15 protein-coding genes are annotated in these 15,832 nt (G+C 60.0%); 8 read left to right on the top strand and 7 right to left on the bottom strand.

Translation table 11 applies throughout. The features are described 5' to 3' along the window. Positions 1-891 (bottom strand): hypothetical protein, encoded by an 891-nt coding sequence (locus tag BN1135_RS18180; RefSeq protein WP_042023534.1) that lies wholly within the window; start codon positions 889-891, stop codon positions 1-3. A 139-nt stretch (positions 892-1,030) separates the two neighbouring features. On the opposite strand from BN1135_RS18180, the gene BN1135_RS18185 reads away from it, so the two are divergent. Further along, the gene (locus tag BN1135_RS18185) at positions 1,031-1,378 is read left to right on the top strand and encodes a hypothetical protein (protein ID WP_042023536.1); all 348 of its coding nucleotides are present in this window, start codon (positions 1,031-1,033) and stop codon (positions 1,376-1,378) included. Between the two features lie 28 nt (positions 1,379-1,406). On the opposite strand, the gene ppa is transcribed toward BN1135_RS18185, so the two are convergent. The 3 genes from ppa to BN1135_RS18200 form a co-directional block, all read right to left on the bottom strand. Then, entirely contained in the window at positions 1,407-1,937 is a 531-nt protein-coding gene (ppa, locus tag BN1135_RS18190; protein ID WP_042023537.1) for an inorganic diphosphatase, read from the bottom strand. A 207-nt stretch (positions 1,938-2,144) separates the two neighbouring features. Next, the gene (locus BN1135_RS18195) at positions 2,145-3,725 is read right to left on the bottom strand and encodes a DUF3369 domain-containing protein (protein WP_042023539.1); all 1,581 of its coding nucleotides are present in this window, start codon (positions 3,723-3,725) and stop codon (positions 2,145-2,147) included. A 110-nt stretch (positions 3,726-3,835) separates the two neighbouring features. Next, positions 3,836-4,717 (bottom strand): LysR family transcriptional regulator, encoded by an 882-nt coding sequence (locus BN1135_RS18200; RefSeq protein WP_042023540.1) that lies wholly within the window; start codon positions 4,715-4,717, stop codon positions 3,836-3,838. A gap of 157 nt (positions 4,718-4,874) precedes the next feature. On the opposite strand from BN1135_RS18200, the gene BN1135_RS18205 reads away from it, so the two are divergent. Further along, entirely contained in the window at positions 4,875-5,276 is a 402-nt protein-coding gene (locus tag BN1135_RS18205) for an SMR family transporter (protein WP_082186841.1), read from the top strand. Next, positions 5,264-5,584: an SMR family transporter gene (locus tag BN1135_RS18210; protein ID WP_042023541.1), complete on the top strand. Its 321-nt coding sequence runs from the start codon at positions 5,264-5,266 to the stop codon at positions 5,582-5,584. Before BN1135_RS18205 ends, BN1135_RS18210 begins: the two co-directional genes overlap by 13 nt. Positions 5,585-5,673: 89 nt before the next feature. Here BN1135_RS18210 and gloA2 read toward each other — a convergent pair whose 3' ends face one another. The 3 genes from gloA2 to hrpB form a co-directional block, all read right to left on the bottom strand. Next, positions 5,674-6,075, bottom strand: a complete 402-nt coding sequence (gene gloA2, locus BN1135_RS18215) for an SMU1112c/YaeR family gloxylase I-like metalloprotein (RefSeq protein ID WP_042023544.1) — start codon at positions 6,073-6,075, stop codon at positions 5,674-5,676. Positions 6,076-6,133: 58 nt separating this feature from the next. Continuing rightward, entirely contained in the window at positions 6,134-8,449 is a 2,316-nt protein-coding gene (gene mrcB / locus BN1135_RS18220; RefSeq protein ID WP_042023546.1) for a penicillin-binding protein 1B, read from the bottom strand. A 73-nt stretch (positions 8,450-8,522) separates the two neighbouring features. Further along, positions 8,523-10,970: an ATP-dependent helicase HrpB gene (hrpB, locus tag BN1135_RS18225; protein ID WP_042023548.1), complete on the bottom strand. Its 2,448-nt coding sequence runs from the start codon at positions 10,968-10,970 to the stop codon at positions 8,523-8,525. 175 nt (positions 10,971-11,145) lie between these two features. On the opposite strand from hrpB, the gene thpR reads away from it, so the two are divergent. From thpR to pcnB, 5 genes are all read left to right on the top strand, one after another. Continuing rightward, positions 11,146-11,673, top strand: a complete 528-nt coding sequence (thpR, locus tag BN1135_RS18230) for an RNA 2',3'-cyclic phosphodiesterase (protein ID WP_042023549.1) — start codon at positions 11,146-11,148, stop codon at positions 11,671-11,673. Continuing rightward, positions 11,670-12,395: a DNA/RNA nuclease SfsA gene (gene sfsA, locus BN1135_RS18235; protein ID WP_042023551.1), complete on the top strand. Its 726-nt coding sequence runs from the start codon at positions 11,670-11,672 to the stop codon at positions 12,393-12,395. The genes thpR and sfsA overlap by 4 nt, the downstream gene beginning before the upstream one ends. A gap of 137 nt (positions 12,396-12,532) precedes the next feature. Continuing rightward, entirely contained in the window at positions 12,533-12,982 is a 450-nt protein-coding gene (dksA, locus tag BN1135_RS18240) for an RNA polymerase-binding protein DksA (RefSeq protein WP_042023554.1), read from the top strand. Between the two features lie 111 nt (positions 12,983-13,093). Further along, complete coding sequence (gluQRS, locus tag BN1135_RS18245; protein ID WP_042023557.1) at positions 13,094-14,002, top strand: tRNA glutamyl-Q(34) synthetase GluQRS; 909 nt, start codon at positions 13,094-13,096, stop codon at positions 14,000-14,002. A gap of 344 nt (positions 14,003-14,346) precedes the next feature. Further along, entirely contained in the window at positions 14,347-15,822 is a 1,476-nt protein-coding gene (pcnB, locus tag BN1135_RS18250; RefSeq protein WP_042023560.1) for a polynucleotide adenylyltransferase PcnB, read from the top strand. Positions 15,823-15,832 lie beyond the last annotated feature (10 nt).

The following is a 15,832-nucleotide window of genomic DNA, read 5'->3' on the forward strand; positions in this document are numbered from 1 at the left end:
TCAGTAGAGCGACTCGCTGATGAGCGGGATCTTGGCCATGGTCATCTGCTGGGCCAGCAGGGACGAGCCGGTCAGCAGCACATGGCGCTGATTATTGATCACCACCACATCACCGGGTACGCCACTATCTGCCGTAATGGCGAGCCAGGCAGGGGAGACGCTGCCGATGCTGATGTTCGGATAAATGATGCTGAGCACATATTGCGGGGCCAATTCCGCCAGCAGGCTGGCCATCAACAGCGCCTTTTCGTCGCTGTCGGCTTTGTTGTCCTGCAGGGCTTGCAGTGGCGATGCGAATTGACTCAGCTGTTCTGGTTGGGTCGGTATGGCGTTCAACCACTCCTGCAGCAGGCTGACGCTGGTGCTGAGATCTTTAGCGGCAAACTGCTGGGCCAGCGGTTTGAGATGGCCCTTGAAGTGGTAGAAGAGCTGGGAATAATCGGGTCGTACGCAAGGCAACTTGCGATTGCTGGGATGGACGCAGGGCACCACTTTCATCTGGTAAAAAGCATCTTCCTGATACTGCTGATAGGCTTGCCAAAACAGTATTGATTCCGTGCTGTCGTCTCGCAGAGTGAATGCCTGCTCCAGATTGCGAAACTTGGTGGCGGTCTCCGGGCTGCTCTGATTGATCAGGTTAATGCTGTTGTAGAGCCGCGGGCTGATGTAGGCGTAGAGGGTCTCCAGCGGATTGCTGAGGGAGGCGTCCAGCAGGCTCATTTCGTGACGACTGGCCGCAATCACCTGATCGTCAGTGGTCAGCTGGAAATGCTTGCGCTGACCATCGGTGGATTGCCACTGCCAGCTCATGTTTATCTCGTTGGCATTAGCAGTGGCGCCAAGCGCAGTGCCGAGAGTGAGGCTGAGCAACAGGGTCGGGATCGGCTTCATGGTGATGCTTCCTGCCGTGGACGATAATTAACAACTAGGTGAGCTGGCAGCACTTTGGTGAAGTTTCGTTTTGTGATCTGGATAACAGATTGATGTCACTTTTAATTTAATTGTGAAATTAAGTCACCGAGGAGGGAACATGAAGCCTTGGATCATAGTGGTGTGGGGGTTACTCAGCCTGCCAGCCATGGCGGGTCAGGTGATCGTTAACCAGGGACTGTCTATTGGGGATACCTTTGCGTTGCGCGATCAACTGGCGCGCGAACACCAATGGCAGGAGTGGTTGCGCTATCAGCAGGCAATCAAGTGGCTGGAGGTACTGCCGGTCAATTGCGAGCTGATGAGCCAACCGGGCGGTGGTTATCGCTGCGGTGGCGACTACTATCGCCCCTACCAGAAAGATGGCCGTGAAATATATATTCAGGGCAATCCTGCCGGAGAAACAACCGGAACGTTGCCGCAAACACCCACAAAAAAGGCGCCATAAGGCGCCTTTTTTTCATCCCGAGCAGCGCTTACTTGGCAGCGTAACGCTCGGCAGAGGTGATGATCTCGGCTTCGGCGGCAGCCTTGTCGCCCCAACCTTCAACCTTGACCCATTTACCTGCTTCCAGCTCTTTGTAGCGCTCGAAGAAGTGCTGGATCTGGGCTTTCAGCAGTTCCGGCAGATCGTTCACATCCTTGATGTGGTCGTACTGCTTGGTCAGCTTGGAGTGCGGCACGGCAACGATCTTGGCATCTTCGCCAGACTCGTCGGTCATCTTCAGTACGCCGACCGGGCGGCAGCGGATGACAGAGCCAGCCAGCAGCGGGTAAGGGGTCGGAACCAGTACGTCGACAGGGTCACCATCCAGAGAGAGGGTCGCGTTCACGTAGCCGTAGTTGCACGGATAGAACATCGGGGTGGACATGAAGCGATCGACGAAAATTGCGCCGCTGTCTTTGTCGACTTCGTATTTGATCGGGTCGGCATTCTGCGGGATCTCGATGATGACATAGATATCGTCGGGCAGGCTCTTGCCAGCCGGTACCAGGTTCAGGCTCATGATTTTTCCTTCGTTGTTAGTATCAGGTTTGCAGGGCGATATTATAGCGATGTGATGTTAAATGACCACATGTCAGCAGTGATTGTGGTCATCAGAAACGGGTGATGTGTGCTTTGCACTTATGAGGTGTCTGCAAAATGCAACAATGGCCCGTGGGGCACCGTGGCAGAGATCGGGATATTTCCGCCATGGTGCCTCCATGCAGAGTCAAAGCGAGTAGGGGAGCCGCGACTCGTCAACCAGTCGCGACAGGGCTGCCACTATCTGGGGATCAAACTGGCTGCCGGAGCGGGACTGGATATATTCCATGGTTTGCGCCAGCGTCCAGGGCTCCTTGTAGGGGCGCTTGCTGAGCAGGGCATCGAATACATCGACCACCGCCACGATGCGGGCCGAGAGAGGAATTTGCTGGCCAGCTAACTGTTGTGGATAGCCCTTGCCATCGAAATGTTCATGGTGGCCACGGGCGATTTCGGCCCCCAGCGAGAGATAACTGGTTCCCTCCACCATCTCCCCCGCCTTGTGCAGGATATCGGCACCAATACCGGCGTGTTGTTCCATGATGACTCGCTCGGGCGGATCAAATCGCCCCGGCTTGTGCAGAATATGGTCGGGCGTCCCCACCTTGCCCACATCGTGCAGGATGGAGGCCATGCCAATCATCTCGACAAACTCCGGGGTCAGCTGCTCGGGATAGGCTGCCATCTGTTGCAGCTCTTCCACCAGTGCATCGGAGAGTTTTTGTACTCGCAATACGTGATCGCCAGTGTCAGAGTCGCGAAATTCTGCCAACGCGGCCAGTGCTACCACGGTGGCCTCCTGGGCGCGCAGCAACTGATTGTAGAGATAGAGATTGTCGTATGCTGCCGAGATGCGCTGGCAGAAGACATCCAGCAGGTCGCACTCGAGTGGGTCAAGAGGCTGGGTCGGGGTGAAACTCAGCACAAACTCACGCCCATTCTGGGCGGCGATATAGAGGGAGTCCTGCGGATGCTCAAAACGGTTACAGCGCGCCGCCAAGGCCTTGCTCACCGAGTCGTTGAGGGAGGGAAAGTCGGCAATCTTGCCATCGTCCAATAAGGTCTCGTAGTCACCGGTGGCTGCCAGGATCTCCAGCCCCAGCTCGCCGGGACGGCGCTCGGCGCAGATCGCCCCCTCGGTGCCCACATCGAGAATGGCGCTGATCTGTTTCAGTACGCCGGAGGCAAACTCCTTGAGCGAATGAAGGTGATAGAGATCGCCCGCCCCCTCCAGAATTTTGCCGAGTCCCTGGCGACTTTTATCGATGGCGCTGAGGGTTTCGTAAGAGCGCAGAGAGGCGATGACGGTGGTAAAGAGCTTTTGTACCGTCAGTTCGGTCTTGGTTTTGTAGTCGTTGATGTCGTAATCGAGGATCACCCGTTGCTCGGGGGCCTGGCCGGGCTGGCCGGTACGCAGCACGATGCGCACCAGCGAGTTGTGCATCTCGTTGCGGATCCGGTGCACCAGCCGCAGACCGGCATCTTCGGTCTCCATCACCACATCGAGCAGGATCAGCGCAATTTTGGGATTGGCCTCCAGCATGCGGCCAGCTTCGGTGCCGCTGTAGGCATTGAGTAGCTCCAGCGGGCGGGATTTGTAGTGAATGTTGGAGAGGGCCAGGCGAGTGGCGTGATGAATGTCTGGCTCGTCATCGACGATCAGTACTTGCCATGGATTGAGTGCCTTGGGGACCACGACCTCGTCATCGTCGAGTTCGATGATATCGTCGTCCAGCCAGATGTCGTCCTTGTCTTGGGCACTGCTCATATCGGGTCCGCCTCCAGGCGTTCAATGAGTATATTGACAGTATGCATGATCACCCCTCGCGGGATCACCAAGATACGTCTATATCGTGAGCTGGCTCCACCTCTTTATCTCTACTCGAAAGGTTCCAGATACCCCTGGATAGACTTCTTCAACCAGGCCAACACCTTGCCGTGATAGGCATTTTCCGCCAGATAGACGCCATAGTCCCGCCACTGCAGGCTGAACTTGTGTTTCAGGGTCAACAGGGAGCCCTGTCGCAGCTGGCTCTGGATCAGTGGCGAGGGGAGCACCGCCCAGCCCAGCCCGTCCAGTACCGCATTACGCATCAGCTCGAAGCTGGAGAGCCCGATATGCTTGCCGCCAACCGGCAGCAGGCTTTTGACAGAAAATTCATCCACATAGGAGAGGGTGACCTGGGTATGCTCGGTCAGATCCTGCTGCAGCACCCGCTTCAGGCTGGCCAGCGGATGGCTGGGGGCCACCACCATCAGGGTGCGGATCGGGTTGAGCACGTCGATATTGAGGCCGCTGCGCTCCTGATCCTCGGTGATGAGGCCAAAAGCGGCATCGACGAAGCCCTCTTCCACCAGCGCGGGCAGTTCGGGCGGGGAGGCGAGTACCAGCGAGATGCTGGTACCGGGAAACTGGCTGCGCAAGGCGGCCAGCAGCTCGCGCCACACCTGTTCGGGGATGGCATCATCGCGGGCGATCCGCAGTGCCACCTCGGCCCCCGACGCGTAATGCTCGCACTTCTGTTGCAGGCTGTTGGCCGCCTGCAACAGGCGGGTGCAGTCATCCAGCACCAGCTCGCCGATCTCGGTCAGCCGACTCTGGTTGGCGCCGCGTTCAAAAAGTTCGACGCCAAGCTCGACTTCAAGAGCCGCGATGGCAGTACTGACGGCGCTGCGGCTCTTGCCAAGACGCCGGGCTGTACTGGCGATGGAGCCACTGTTGGCTGATTCTACAAAGAGTTCTATCTGATAGAGCTTCATGATGATGTGTCAGGACGGAGTGTTCTAGCACCACCTTAGCCCGACCTCTGATAGCAAGGCAAACCATCAGCGTCTGATAACTCGACGCTCAGCGATTCCTGCCCGCGCTACCACTGCGGCTATCATCTCTCCCGTCGCAGCAATTAAAGGAAAACATATGTTAATCAGTCGCATGCTTTTAGCGCGGATATTTTTGACGGGAGCCATCATCACCGAGGTGGCGGGGACATCCAGTATGGCGATGATCCCCGAGGATGCCGCGGGATGGATGAACTACCTGCCGATGTGGGTACTGATCTCGATCTCTTACCTGTTACTGGCCAAAGCCGCCAAAACAATCTCCATTGGTATTGCGTTCGCGTTGTGGGAGGGGCTGGGGATTGCACTGATCACCGTCGTCTCTGTGCTGTTCCTCGATTACAACCTGAACGCTCAGGAGCTGATCGGTCTGGCACTGGCAATAGTGGGTATTGTTATGGTGACCATGGGAGAAACCCATGACGACCCGGTGACCAGCAGTGAAACAACTAATGCGAAGGAGGCGGTATGCACCCGTTAATTATCGTGTTTGGCGCGGCCCTGCTGGATATCGGTGCCAATATGGCGATCAACCGCTCGCGGGGGTTTCGCTACAAAGGGTGGGGCGTGCTGGGGATTATGCTGGTACTCGGCGCATTTACCCTGCTCTCCGAAGTGGTGAGCAGTGGCAAGATTGACCTGGCCGTGGCCTACGCCACCTGGGGTGCCATCGGTATTCTGGGTACCGCACTGGGTGGTTTGCTCATCTTCCGTGAGCGACTCAAGCCTATCGGCTGGGCTGGCATGATGGTGATGGCGCTGGCCGTCGCCATGCTGACCACCGCCTGATAACGCTTTATCAATGAAAAAGCCGCCCGGTTCGCCGGGCGGCTTTTTGTTTGGCCGATGATTTGGCCGATTGTTTGGCTGACGCAGACTCAGCGTGGCGCTTCGTAGAGCTCCAGCGGCAGGCCGTCGGGGTCGGCGAAGAAGGTGAAGCGCTTGCCGGTCAGCTCGTCCACCCGTACCGGCTCTACCACCACCTGATGAGTCAGCAGATGGGCGATGACCCGGTCTAGATCGCTGACCCGAAAGGCGAGATGGCGCAGGCCGCAGGCTTCGGGCGTAGAGGGGCGGCTGGGGGTGATTGGGAAGCTGAACAGCTCCAGCTGGCTGCCATCCGGCAACGCCAGATCCAGTTTCCACGACTGGCGCGCCTCACGCAGGGTCTCGGCGATGATGGGCAGCCCCAGCACCTGGTGGTAGAAGTGGCGCGAGCGTTGGTAATCGCTGGCGATGATGGCCACATGGTGGATGGCGTCAAACAGCGGAAAGGTCATGGTGCTTCCTTGTCAGCAGCATACTGAACGGGCAGCCTGTGCTACCCGTCCGGTTGATTTAGTTGAAGAAACTACCGAGCAGGTCATCCAGTGCACTGCGCGGTGAGCTGCTGGCACAACCGGCCGGTGATCCCATGGTGGCGGTCTTGGCCGGTACTTGCAGGCTGCCCGGACAGCCGTTGGTGACGTGGGTACCGCTGGCGCGGGAGAAGTTGGCCCAGCTGACCCCTTCCGGCATCTTTAGCCCCAGACTGTTGACGCCGCGCTGGCTCATGTAGCCGCTAAAGAGTTGCAATGCGCCGCTGGCACCGGTCAAGCCAGCCGGAGTGTTGTCATCGCGACCGACCCAGATGCTGACCAGCTCGTTGTTGTCCAACCCGGCGAACCAGGAGTCGCGCAGTTCGTTGGTGGTGCCGGTCTTGGCGGCCATGGTGGCACCGGGGAACTTGGCACTCAGCGCGCGCGCCGTGCCCTGACTCACCGTCTTGGTCATGGCGAACAGGGTCAACCAGCTTGCTTGCTGGTCGGTGACCCGCTTGGCGGTCTGATCATGCTGATAGAGCAGGGCACCATCCCCATTGACCACGGCGCGAATGGCCGACAGCGGCTGGGTCAGCCCCTGATTGGCGATGGGCAGATACATCTGGTTCACCTCCATCGGGGAGAGGGCGACCGCCCCCAGCACCAGCGATGGATAGGGCTGGATCTCCTGCTGGACTCCCAGTTTGTGCAGGGTATCTACCACCTTCTCCAACCCCACCTGCAGACCCAGATTGACGGTCGGCACGTTGAGGGAGCTGGCCAGAGCATCCATTAGCGGCACGCTTTGGCGGAACTTGCGATCGTAGTTTTGTGGTGTCCAGATCTGACCATCCTGACCGCGAATGCGGATCGGCTGGTCCTTGAGTGGGGTCGCCAGGGTCAGACCGTTAGAGAGGCCAGTCAGATAGACCGCCGGTTTGACCAAGGATCCAATCTGGCGGCGGGCATCCAGCGCCCGGTTGAAACCGGCGTAACGGGGATCCCGGCCTCCGACCAGTGCCACCACTTCCCCTTTATGCCAGTCAGAGACCACCATGGCGGCTTCGAGGCGTTTTTTGCCACGCAGCTTCTCGATATCGCGCAGGCCGAACTCGACCGCCTGCTCGGCCGCATGCTGGGCGATAGGGTCGAGGCTGGTGAAGATCTTGAGGCCAGACTGTTTGAGCAGATCGGCTCCAAAGCGGCTCTGGATCTCCCGCTTGAGCAGCCCCATAAAGGCCGGGGTACGGCCATAACTCATCTGGCCACGGGCGATGATGCCAAGCGGCTGGCGGCTGGCCAGATCATACTCGGCCGGTTGCAGGCTGCCGTGATCCATCAGCAGTTTCAGCACCAGATCGCGGCGGGTTTTGGCCCGCTCCGGGAAACGCCAGGGATCGTAATAGGAGGGGCCCTTCACCAGCCCCACCAGCAGGGCGACCTGATCGATATCCAGCTCGTTGGCCGGAATACCGAAATAGAAGTAGGAGGCGAGGCCGAAGCCGTAGACCCCTTGCGAGAAGTTCTGCCCCAGATAGACCTCATTGAGGTAGGACTCGAGGATCTCGTCCTTGCTGTAGCGATAGTCGATCAGCACCGCCATGTAGGCTTCCTGCAGTTTGCGCCACAGGCTGCGCTCGCGGGTCAGGAAGAAGTTTTTGGCCAGCTGCTGGGTGAGGGTGCTGCCCCCTTGCACGGTGCGGCCCGCCAGCAGGTTTGCTGCCATGGCGCGGATGATGGCCACCGGCGAGACGCCGCCATGCTGGTAGAAGTCGCGATCCTCGGTGGTGAGCAGGGTCACCAGCAGGCTATCGGGCACCTCGGCGAGGCGGACCAGCAGGCGATCTTCCCGATCCTCGGTGTTGAGGCGATCGAGCAGCACCGGGTCCATCTGGGCGTAACCGAGCTGGCGCTGGTTCTCCAGCGACTGGATCCCTTCAAGACGCGGACCGTTGAAGGTGAGGCGCAGGCCACGGGCGCCATCGGCCCCGTCATAGAACTGGAACGGGCGGCGAATAAGCTCGATACGGTTGCCATTGATGCTGTATTCGCCGGGGGTATGGGGCTGACGCACCTGCTTGTAGCTCAGCATGTTGAGTTCGCGCAGCATTTGGGCCTGAGAGAGTCGCTGGCTGGGGTAGAGCTCCAGCGGGCGGCTGTAGACCATCACCGGCAGTTGCCACTTCTCGCCATCGAAGCGCTCGCGCACCTTGGTATCCAGATAGATGCCGAATACCACCATAAAGGCCGCCACCACCAGGGAGAGCTTGAAGCCAAGCCAGAACAGCTTGCGCCAGATGGTGCGTTTGGGAGCGGCCTTCTTGGGGGGGCTCTTGCGTCGTTGGGTTGCCATAAATCCTCTTTGCTTTCCTTTCTACTTGTTATGTCGCATTCGCGAACGTCCGATCGGGCTTAACCCATCGAACCTATATGCCCATCTTCTTCTTGATGACCTTGGTCGGCATCGCGTCCAGCGGATTGTCCGGCCAGTAGTGGCGGGGATAGCGCCCCTTCATCTCTTTCTTCACCTGTTCGTAGGAGCCAGCCCAGAAGGCGGCCAGATCGGCGGTGATCTGCAGCGGCCGCTGGGCGGGGGAGAGCAACTCCACCACCAGCGGCACCCGACCATCGGCCACGCAGGGGGTCGAACCTTGCCCGAACATCTCCTGAATGCGCACCGGGATCACCGGTGCCTGCCCCGGCTCATATCGGATCCGCACCCGGCTGCCGGTCGGCGCAGCAAAGTGGCTCGGCAGCGCCTCGTCCAGTCGCTTGGGCAGCGGCCAGGGCAGGGATTGGCGCAGAATGTCGCCCAGATTGAGCTTTTTCAGCTGCTCCAGCCGGGTCATGCCGCTTACCGCTGGCAGCAGCCACTGTTCCAGTCCGGCCAACAGGCTGTCGTTATCCATGGCGGGCCACCCCTCATCGGGCAGCCAGTCGCGGGCGCAGCGCAAACGGGCCAGCAGTCCTTCGCTGCTCTCGTCCCAGGGCAGCACATGCAGCCCCTTGCGGCGAATGCCTTGCAGCAGGCAGCGTCCTTTCTGCTCGTCAGAGAGTTCGGTCAGCGGTCGCTGGCTCAGCACCAGTTCGCCTAACACCAGCTGGCGTTCGGCGCGCACCCGCTCTTCCCGTTCATCCCAGTCGAACCACTGCCGTTCGCTCACCAGTTCCGGCAGCAGGCGTACTAGCTCGTCCAGCTCGACCGGTTCGGCGATAAAGATGCGGCTGCCGCGATCGTTCTGCCCCATCTCGATGGCGATCAGGGCCGCTTGTCCCTGACATGGATGACCTTCTACCAGATCGCAGCTCACCCCACCACTGAGTTGATAGCGACTGCCGCTGCGCAGCTTGCCGATGCGATCCGGCCAGGCGAGGGCGCAGAGCAGCCCCAACCACTGACCCTGTGCATTGGCAGGGCGGGCGCCAAGCCGTTCAAACCAGCGGGCCGCCCCCTGACGCAGGGCACTTTGACGGCGTTGGAACAGCACCGAGAGGCGCTCCGATCCTCGCAGATCTTCTTCTTGCAACGCCACCAGATATGCGGCATCGGCGACAATCCCTGTCAGACCCTCGGACTCCAGCTCGCGGGCGCGCAGCAGCATGCGGGCGAGGCGAGGGTGGGTACCGAAGGCGGCCATGGCGCGGCCAGCGGGAGTAAGTTGTTGTTCACCTTCCGGCTTCATGGCGCCAAGGGCCACCAGCAGCCGCTGGGCGCTGGCCACCGCAGCGGCGGGGGGCATGTCTAGCAGCGGCAGATCTTCTACCTTGGCGCCCCACTGGGCGGCGTCCTGCAGCAGGCCGGTCAGCTCCTGAGTGAGAATATCTGGCGGGCTCTGCTCGGCGAGCCGCTCCTGCACTTCGCTGCTCCAGAGCCGGTAGCAGACGCCGGGGCCGAGACGGCCGGCACGCCCTGCCCGTTGGGTGGCGGAGGATTTGGCTATCTGGCGGGTCTCCAGTCGGGTGACGCCGCTTTTCAGATCAAAGGAGGCGCGCCGCTCCAGCCCGCTGTCGATCACCACCGAGATCCCCTCGATGGTGAGGGAGGTCTCCGCCACATTGGTGGTGAGCACCAGCTTACGGCGGCCGGCAGGCGCCGGTTCGATGGCTGCCTGCTGGGCCGCCATGTCGAGGCGGCCGTAGAGGGGAGCGAGAGTCACGTCGTCCGGCAGCTTGTCTGCCAACCATTGCGCCAACCGCTCGATCTCCCCCTGTCCCGGCAGAAACACCAGCAGGCTGCCGCGGTGGGCGGCCAGCGCCTCCAGCACCACGGCGCCGACTTGCGGATCCAGCCACTGCTGGCGGTTGGCGGGGCGGTAGTGGTAGTCGATGGGAAAACCGCGTCCCTCGGAACGGATTACCGGGGCATCCGGCAACAGGCGCTCGAGCGCCATGCCATCCAGAGTAGCGGACATCACCAAGAGCTTGAGGTCATCGCGCAGCCCTTGCTGGCTCTCGATGGCGAAGGCCAGCGCGGTATCGGCGTGCAGACTGCGTTCGTGGAACTCATCGAAGATCACCAGCGAGACACCGGTCAGCTCGGGGTCTTGCTGCAGCATCCGGGTCAGCACCCCCTCGGTCACTATCTCGAGCCGGGTCTGGCCACTGGTGCGGCTTTCGCCACGGACCCGCAAGCCAATGCGTTCGCCCACCTTCTCCCCCAGCTGGCGTGCCAGAAAGCTGGCGATATTGCGCGCCGCCAGCCGCCTTGGCTCCAGCATGATGATGCGGCCGGGCAGCCGGTTCTGGCGTACCAGCTCCAGCGGCAGCAGGGTCGATTTGCCCGCGCCGGGGGGCGCCTGCAGGATCACGCTGCTGTGGCTGTCGAGGGCGGCAAAAAGTTCGGGCAAGACCGAAACGATGGGGAGCTGGGACAAAGCGATGGGAACCTTCTGTGACGAGCGGGAAATCGGCGCCTATTCTGCCACAGCCAGCCGCGCCACCGTGAGTGGATGTGACAGGCTGGCTAGTCGGGCAGGTGGCGAGACACGGCCGGATAGCTGTCATAGAATGAGGCCATCCAGTGAGCGTTAAAGAGGTACTCTCATCGATATGGCAAAACTCTTCTTTGCCCTGCCCATCAAGGCGCTCGCCCCCGAGCTTATCGGCTGGCGCGATCAGCAGCCCTGGCCCGGTCAGCCGGTGCCGCAAGTTAACCTCCATCTGACCCTGGCTTTTCTGGGCGAGGCGGACGAGCTGACCACTCGGCGTCTCATTGCCGCTGTTGAACACCAACACTGCCCGCCGCTCGCCATCAGGCTGGATGAGAGCGGCTGGTTCAGCCGGGCCAAGGCCGCCTGGATCGGCCCGAAAGAGTGGCCCAACGAGCTGAGCGTATTGGCCCGGGCGTTGCGCCGCCACGGCGAGAAGCTGCGTCTTGGCAATGGCGAGCAGGGTTATCGCCCCCACGTCACCTTGTCGCGTAAGGCGGGTGAGGCGCCGGCTACCCTGCCAGCCCCAAATTTTCTGCTGCAGGCCGATGAGTTCTGCCTCTATCAATCGATCTCGACCCCGGACGGAGTGCGCTACCAGCCGCTCGCCTGCTGGCCGCTTCGCACCAGAGAGAAGGTAAGTGCATGAAGTTTGATCCGCCATTGCAATCCGGTCAGCTTATTTCACGCTACAAGCGGTTTCTGACCGATGTGCAACTTGATAACGGTGAGCTGATCACCATTCACTGCGCCAATACCGGCGCCATGACCGGCTGCGCCGAGCCGGGCACCCGGGTCTGGTACTCCACCTCCGACAATCCCAAGCGCAAGCTGCCCAACAGCTGGGAGATCGCCGAGAGTCCGGCGGGCCACTTTATCTGCGTCAATACCGCCCGCGCCAACCAGATTGCCCGAGAGCTTATCGAGCAGCAGGCGCTAGCCCCGCTGGCGGGTTACAGCCGGTTGCGCACCGAGGTGAAGTATGGCGAAGAGAACAGTCGCATCGATCTGCTGCTGGAAGATGACGAGAAGGGCAATTGTTACATCGAGGTAAAATCGGTGACCCTGCTCGACGAGCGGGAAGGGGCTGGCATGGGTTACTTCCCTGATGCGGTCACTGCCCGTGGTGCCAAGCACTTGCGTGAATTGATGGCGATGAAAGCGGCAGGCCACAGGGCTGTGCTGTTATTTATGGTGTTGCACTCCGGAATAACCCGGATGCGCCCTGCAACCCATATAGATCCGCACTATAGTCTGCTAATTGAGCAGTCAATAGCAGCCGGGGTTGAAATTTTATGCTATCGGCCCCATGTTGGGGTCTACGGCATGGTGGCTCAGAATTTTATTCCGTTTGAATCTGGCCACTTGTGATCCGAGGGATGTGGATAAATATAGGATTAGGTAACATTATTGGTACGGCTCGTTTGCTTACCCGTTACCCTTCTGCTATAGATGTCGCCCTCAATTTATGGATGGCACGTGTAGCGTGTTGAATTAGGAGACAGGGCATGCCAACAGGCGAAAGCAGAAAATCTCTGGGCCCCCTGGCGATTGCGGGTGTCGAGCCTTACCAAGTCCAGCCGGGTGAGGAGTACATGAATGACAAACAAAAGACGCATTTTCGCAAGATCTTGGGCGCCTGGCGTAATCAACTGATGCAGGAAGTTGATCGCACAGTTGATCATATGAAAGATGAAGCCGCTAACTTTCCGGATCCGGTAGATCGTGCCGCGCAAGAAGAAGAGTTTGCTCTCGAGTTGCGTACCCGGGATCGTGAGCGCAAATTGATCAAGAAGATCGAGAAGACCTTGGTGTTGCTTGAAGACGATGATTTTGGTTACTGCGAGCATTGCGGTATCGAAATTGGTATCCGTCGTCTTGAAGCCCGTCCTACCGCCGACCTTTGTGTCGACTGCAAGACGCTGGCCGAGATCAAGGAAAAACAGATGGCCGGTTGATCCCGCCCCTCTGACAGATAAAAAAGGGAGCTCGCAGGCTCCCTTTTTTATTGAGCTTTTGGCGGGTGGCCCCCAGAATGCAGCCTCAATGTATTGCTTACCCGAACAGCCATGTCAGTGAATACCACGTCCTTACCCCGCATACGCCCCTATGTCGGTCGCTTCGCCCCCTCACCCTCAGGCCCGCTTCACTTCGGCTCGCTGATTGCGGCACTCGGCAGTTTTTTGCAGGCCAGAGTGCAGCAGGGGCGCTGGCTGGTGCGGATTGAAGATATTGATCCGCCGCGCGAGATTGCGGGGGCCGCGGGCCTGATCCTCCACACGCTGGAGGCATACGGCCTGGAGTGGGACGGGGAAGTGATGTACCAAAGCGATCGCCACGACCGCTATGACCAGATCATCGACCAGCTCTATCAGGCGGGTGATATCTACTGGTGCCGCTGTACCCGCCGGGAAATCATGGCTGCGGGGGGACTTTATAGTGGCCACTGTCGCACCCTTGGGCTGACTGCAGCGGGTTGCGCCGCCCGGTTGCGCCAGCACCAGCCGGTCTACCACTTCGAGGACCGGTTGCAGGGCCATATCGATGTGCCAGCGGCGCTGGCCGAAGAGGATTTCATTATCCGCCGCCGTGATGGCCTCTACGCCTACAACCTGGCGGTCGTGGTGGACGACATGGACAGCGGCATCACCGAGATAGTGCGCGGCGCCGATCTGCTGGAGCCGACGGTGCGCCAGATTGCGCTCTACCAGACCCTGGGGGCGCCGGTGCCTGACTGGGTGCATCTGCCGCTGGTGGTGCTGGCCGATGGCAACAAGTTGTCGAAGCAGAACCATGCGCCGGCACTGGCGCTGGATGAGGTGCGACCAGCCCTGTGGCAGGCACTGCACTTCCTCGGCCAGTGTCCGCCCCCCGAGCTGATGGCGAGCCGGATCGACGAGATCATCGGTTGGGGCATTGCCAACTGGCAGCTCGAACGGGTGCCCGCCAGCCAGAAGATCCCGCTGGACGTTGAGTAAAGAGAGCCGGCTTTCGTGTAATAGGACGGGAGCTAGGCGCAGATAGACCGCTATTTTTGGGGCCGGTTTGATTCAAATGGGGTGAAGTCACCACATGGTTTTTCATTTGGTCAGGCGTGAGCTATGCACAGGTAGACCGCTATTTTTGCTGACAGACGGTTTCATGCGGGATCAATTGTCAGCACGGTTTTTCATTTGGTCAGGCGTGGGCTATGCACAGATAGACCGCTATTTTTGGGGCCGGTTTGATTCAAATGAGGTGAAGTCACCACATGGTTTTTCATTTGGTCAGGCGTGAGCTATGATAGGCCGCTATTTTTTGGCCTCCCGTCAATTTAGAAGTAATTAAGAGGTGTACCATTTTTTCCCAGATCGCAAACTTTTGCCGCAAGGTGCTCGGCAAGGAAGACGGCGAGCAGCCGGCGGAATCTCCTGTTCCAGCCCGTGTCGCCGGTCAACGTCGTACCTTAAGCCGTGACCAGCACCCTGTTTCGCGCAAAGAGATCAGCGAGAATGCACTCAAGGTGCTCTATCGCCTGAACAAAGGGGGTTATGAAGCCTACCTGGTCGGCGGCGGAGTCCGGGATATTCTGCTCGGGAAGACGCCCAAGGATTTCGACATCGCCACCGATGCGACGCCGGAGCAGATCAAGGCGCTGTTCAGCAACTGCCGCCTGATTGGCCGCCGTTTCCGCTTGGCCCACATTGTCTTTGGTCGTGACGTGATCGAAGTGGCCACCTTCCGGGGTCACCACCATCAGGTCAATACCAGCAAACATATGTCGGTCCAGTCTGACGAAGGCATGCTGCTGCGCGATAACGTCTACGGCACCATCGAAGAGGATGCCGAGCGCCGCGACTTTACCGTTAACGCCCTCTATTACAGTGCCAAGGATTTTACCCTGCACGATTTCGAGGGTGGGCTGGAAGATCTGGCCGAGCGCAAGCTGGAGCTGATCGGTGATCCCGAGACCCGTTACCGCGAAGATCCGGTGCGGATGCTGCGTGCGGTACGTTTTGCCGCCAAGCTGGATATGACCATCAGCCCGCGCACTGCCGCCCCCATCGCCGAATTGGCCTCGCTGCTGCAGGATATTCCTCCGGCCCGCCTGTTTGAGGAGACGCTCAAGCTGTTCCTGGCTGGCGACGGTCTGGCGACCTACAAGCTGTTGCGTGAATATGGTCTGTTCCAGCCATTGTTCCCGCAAGTAGCTGCGCTGTTCACCCCGCATGGCAACTCCCCTTACGAGCAGTTTATCGAACATGCCCTGGCCGATACCGATGCCCGGGTTCGTGAAGATAAGCGGGTCAATCCGGCGTTCCTGTACGCCACCCTGTTGTGGGGTTGTGTCGAAGCCCGTGGTCGGGTGCTGGAGAATGAGAGTGGTCTGCCCTGGTATGACGCCTTCATGCTGGCGATCAACGAGGTGCTGGACAATCAGGTGCGGATCATCGCCGTTCCCCGCCGTTTCACTACCGATGTCCGCGATATCTGGGCACTGCAACAGCGTCTGACCCGTCGTCAGGGCCGTCACCCCGAGCGGGCCATGGAGCATCCCAAGTTCCGCGCGGCATTCGACTTCCTGTTGCTACGCAACCGGGTCGAGCGTGGTCTTGGCGAGCTGGCCAGCTGGTGGGAGCGCTATGTCGCCTCCAATTCCGATGTGCGGCCGCAACTGCAGCGGGAGGCGACCCGCCGCCCTGCGAGTGGCGAGCGTGCCCCGGCCGCTGAACCCCGCAGCGCTGACGGCGAGAAACGCAGCAGCAACAGCCGCAACCGTCGTCGCCCCCGTCGCCGTAAGCCGAAAGTGGCCGAGTGATAACAGACGT

It is taken from the genome of Aeromonas sobria (assembly GCF_000820145.1).
GTDB classification, from domain to species: domain Bacteria; phylum Pseudomonadota; class Gammaproteobacteria; order Enterobacterales; family Aeromonadaceae; genus Aeromonas; species Aeromonas sobria.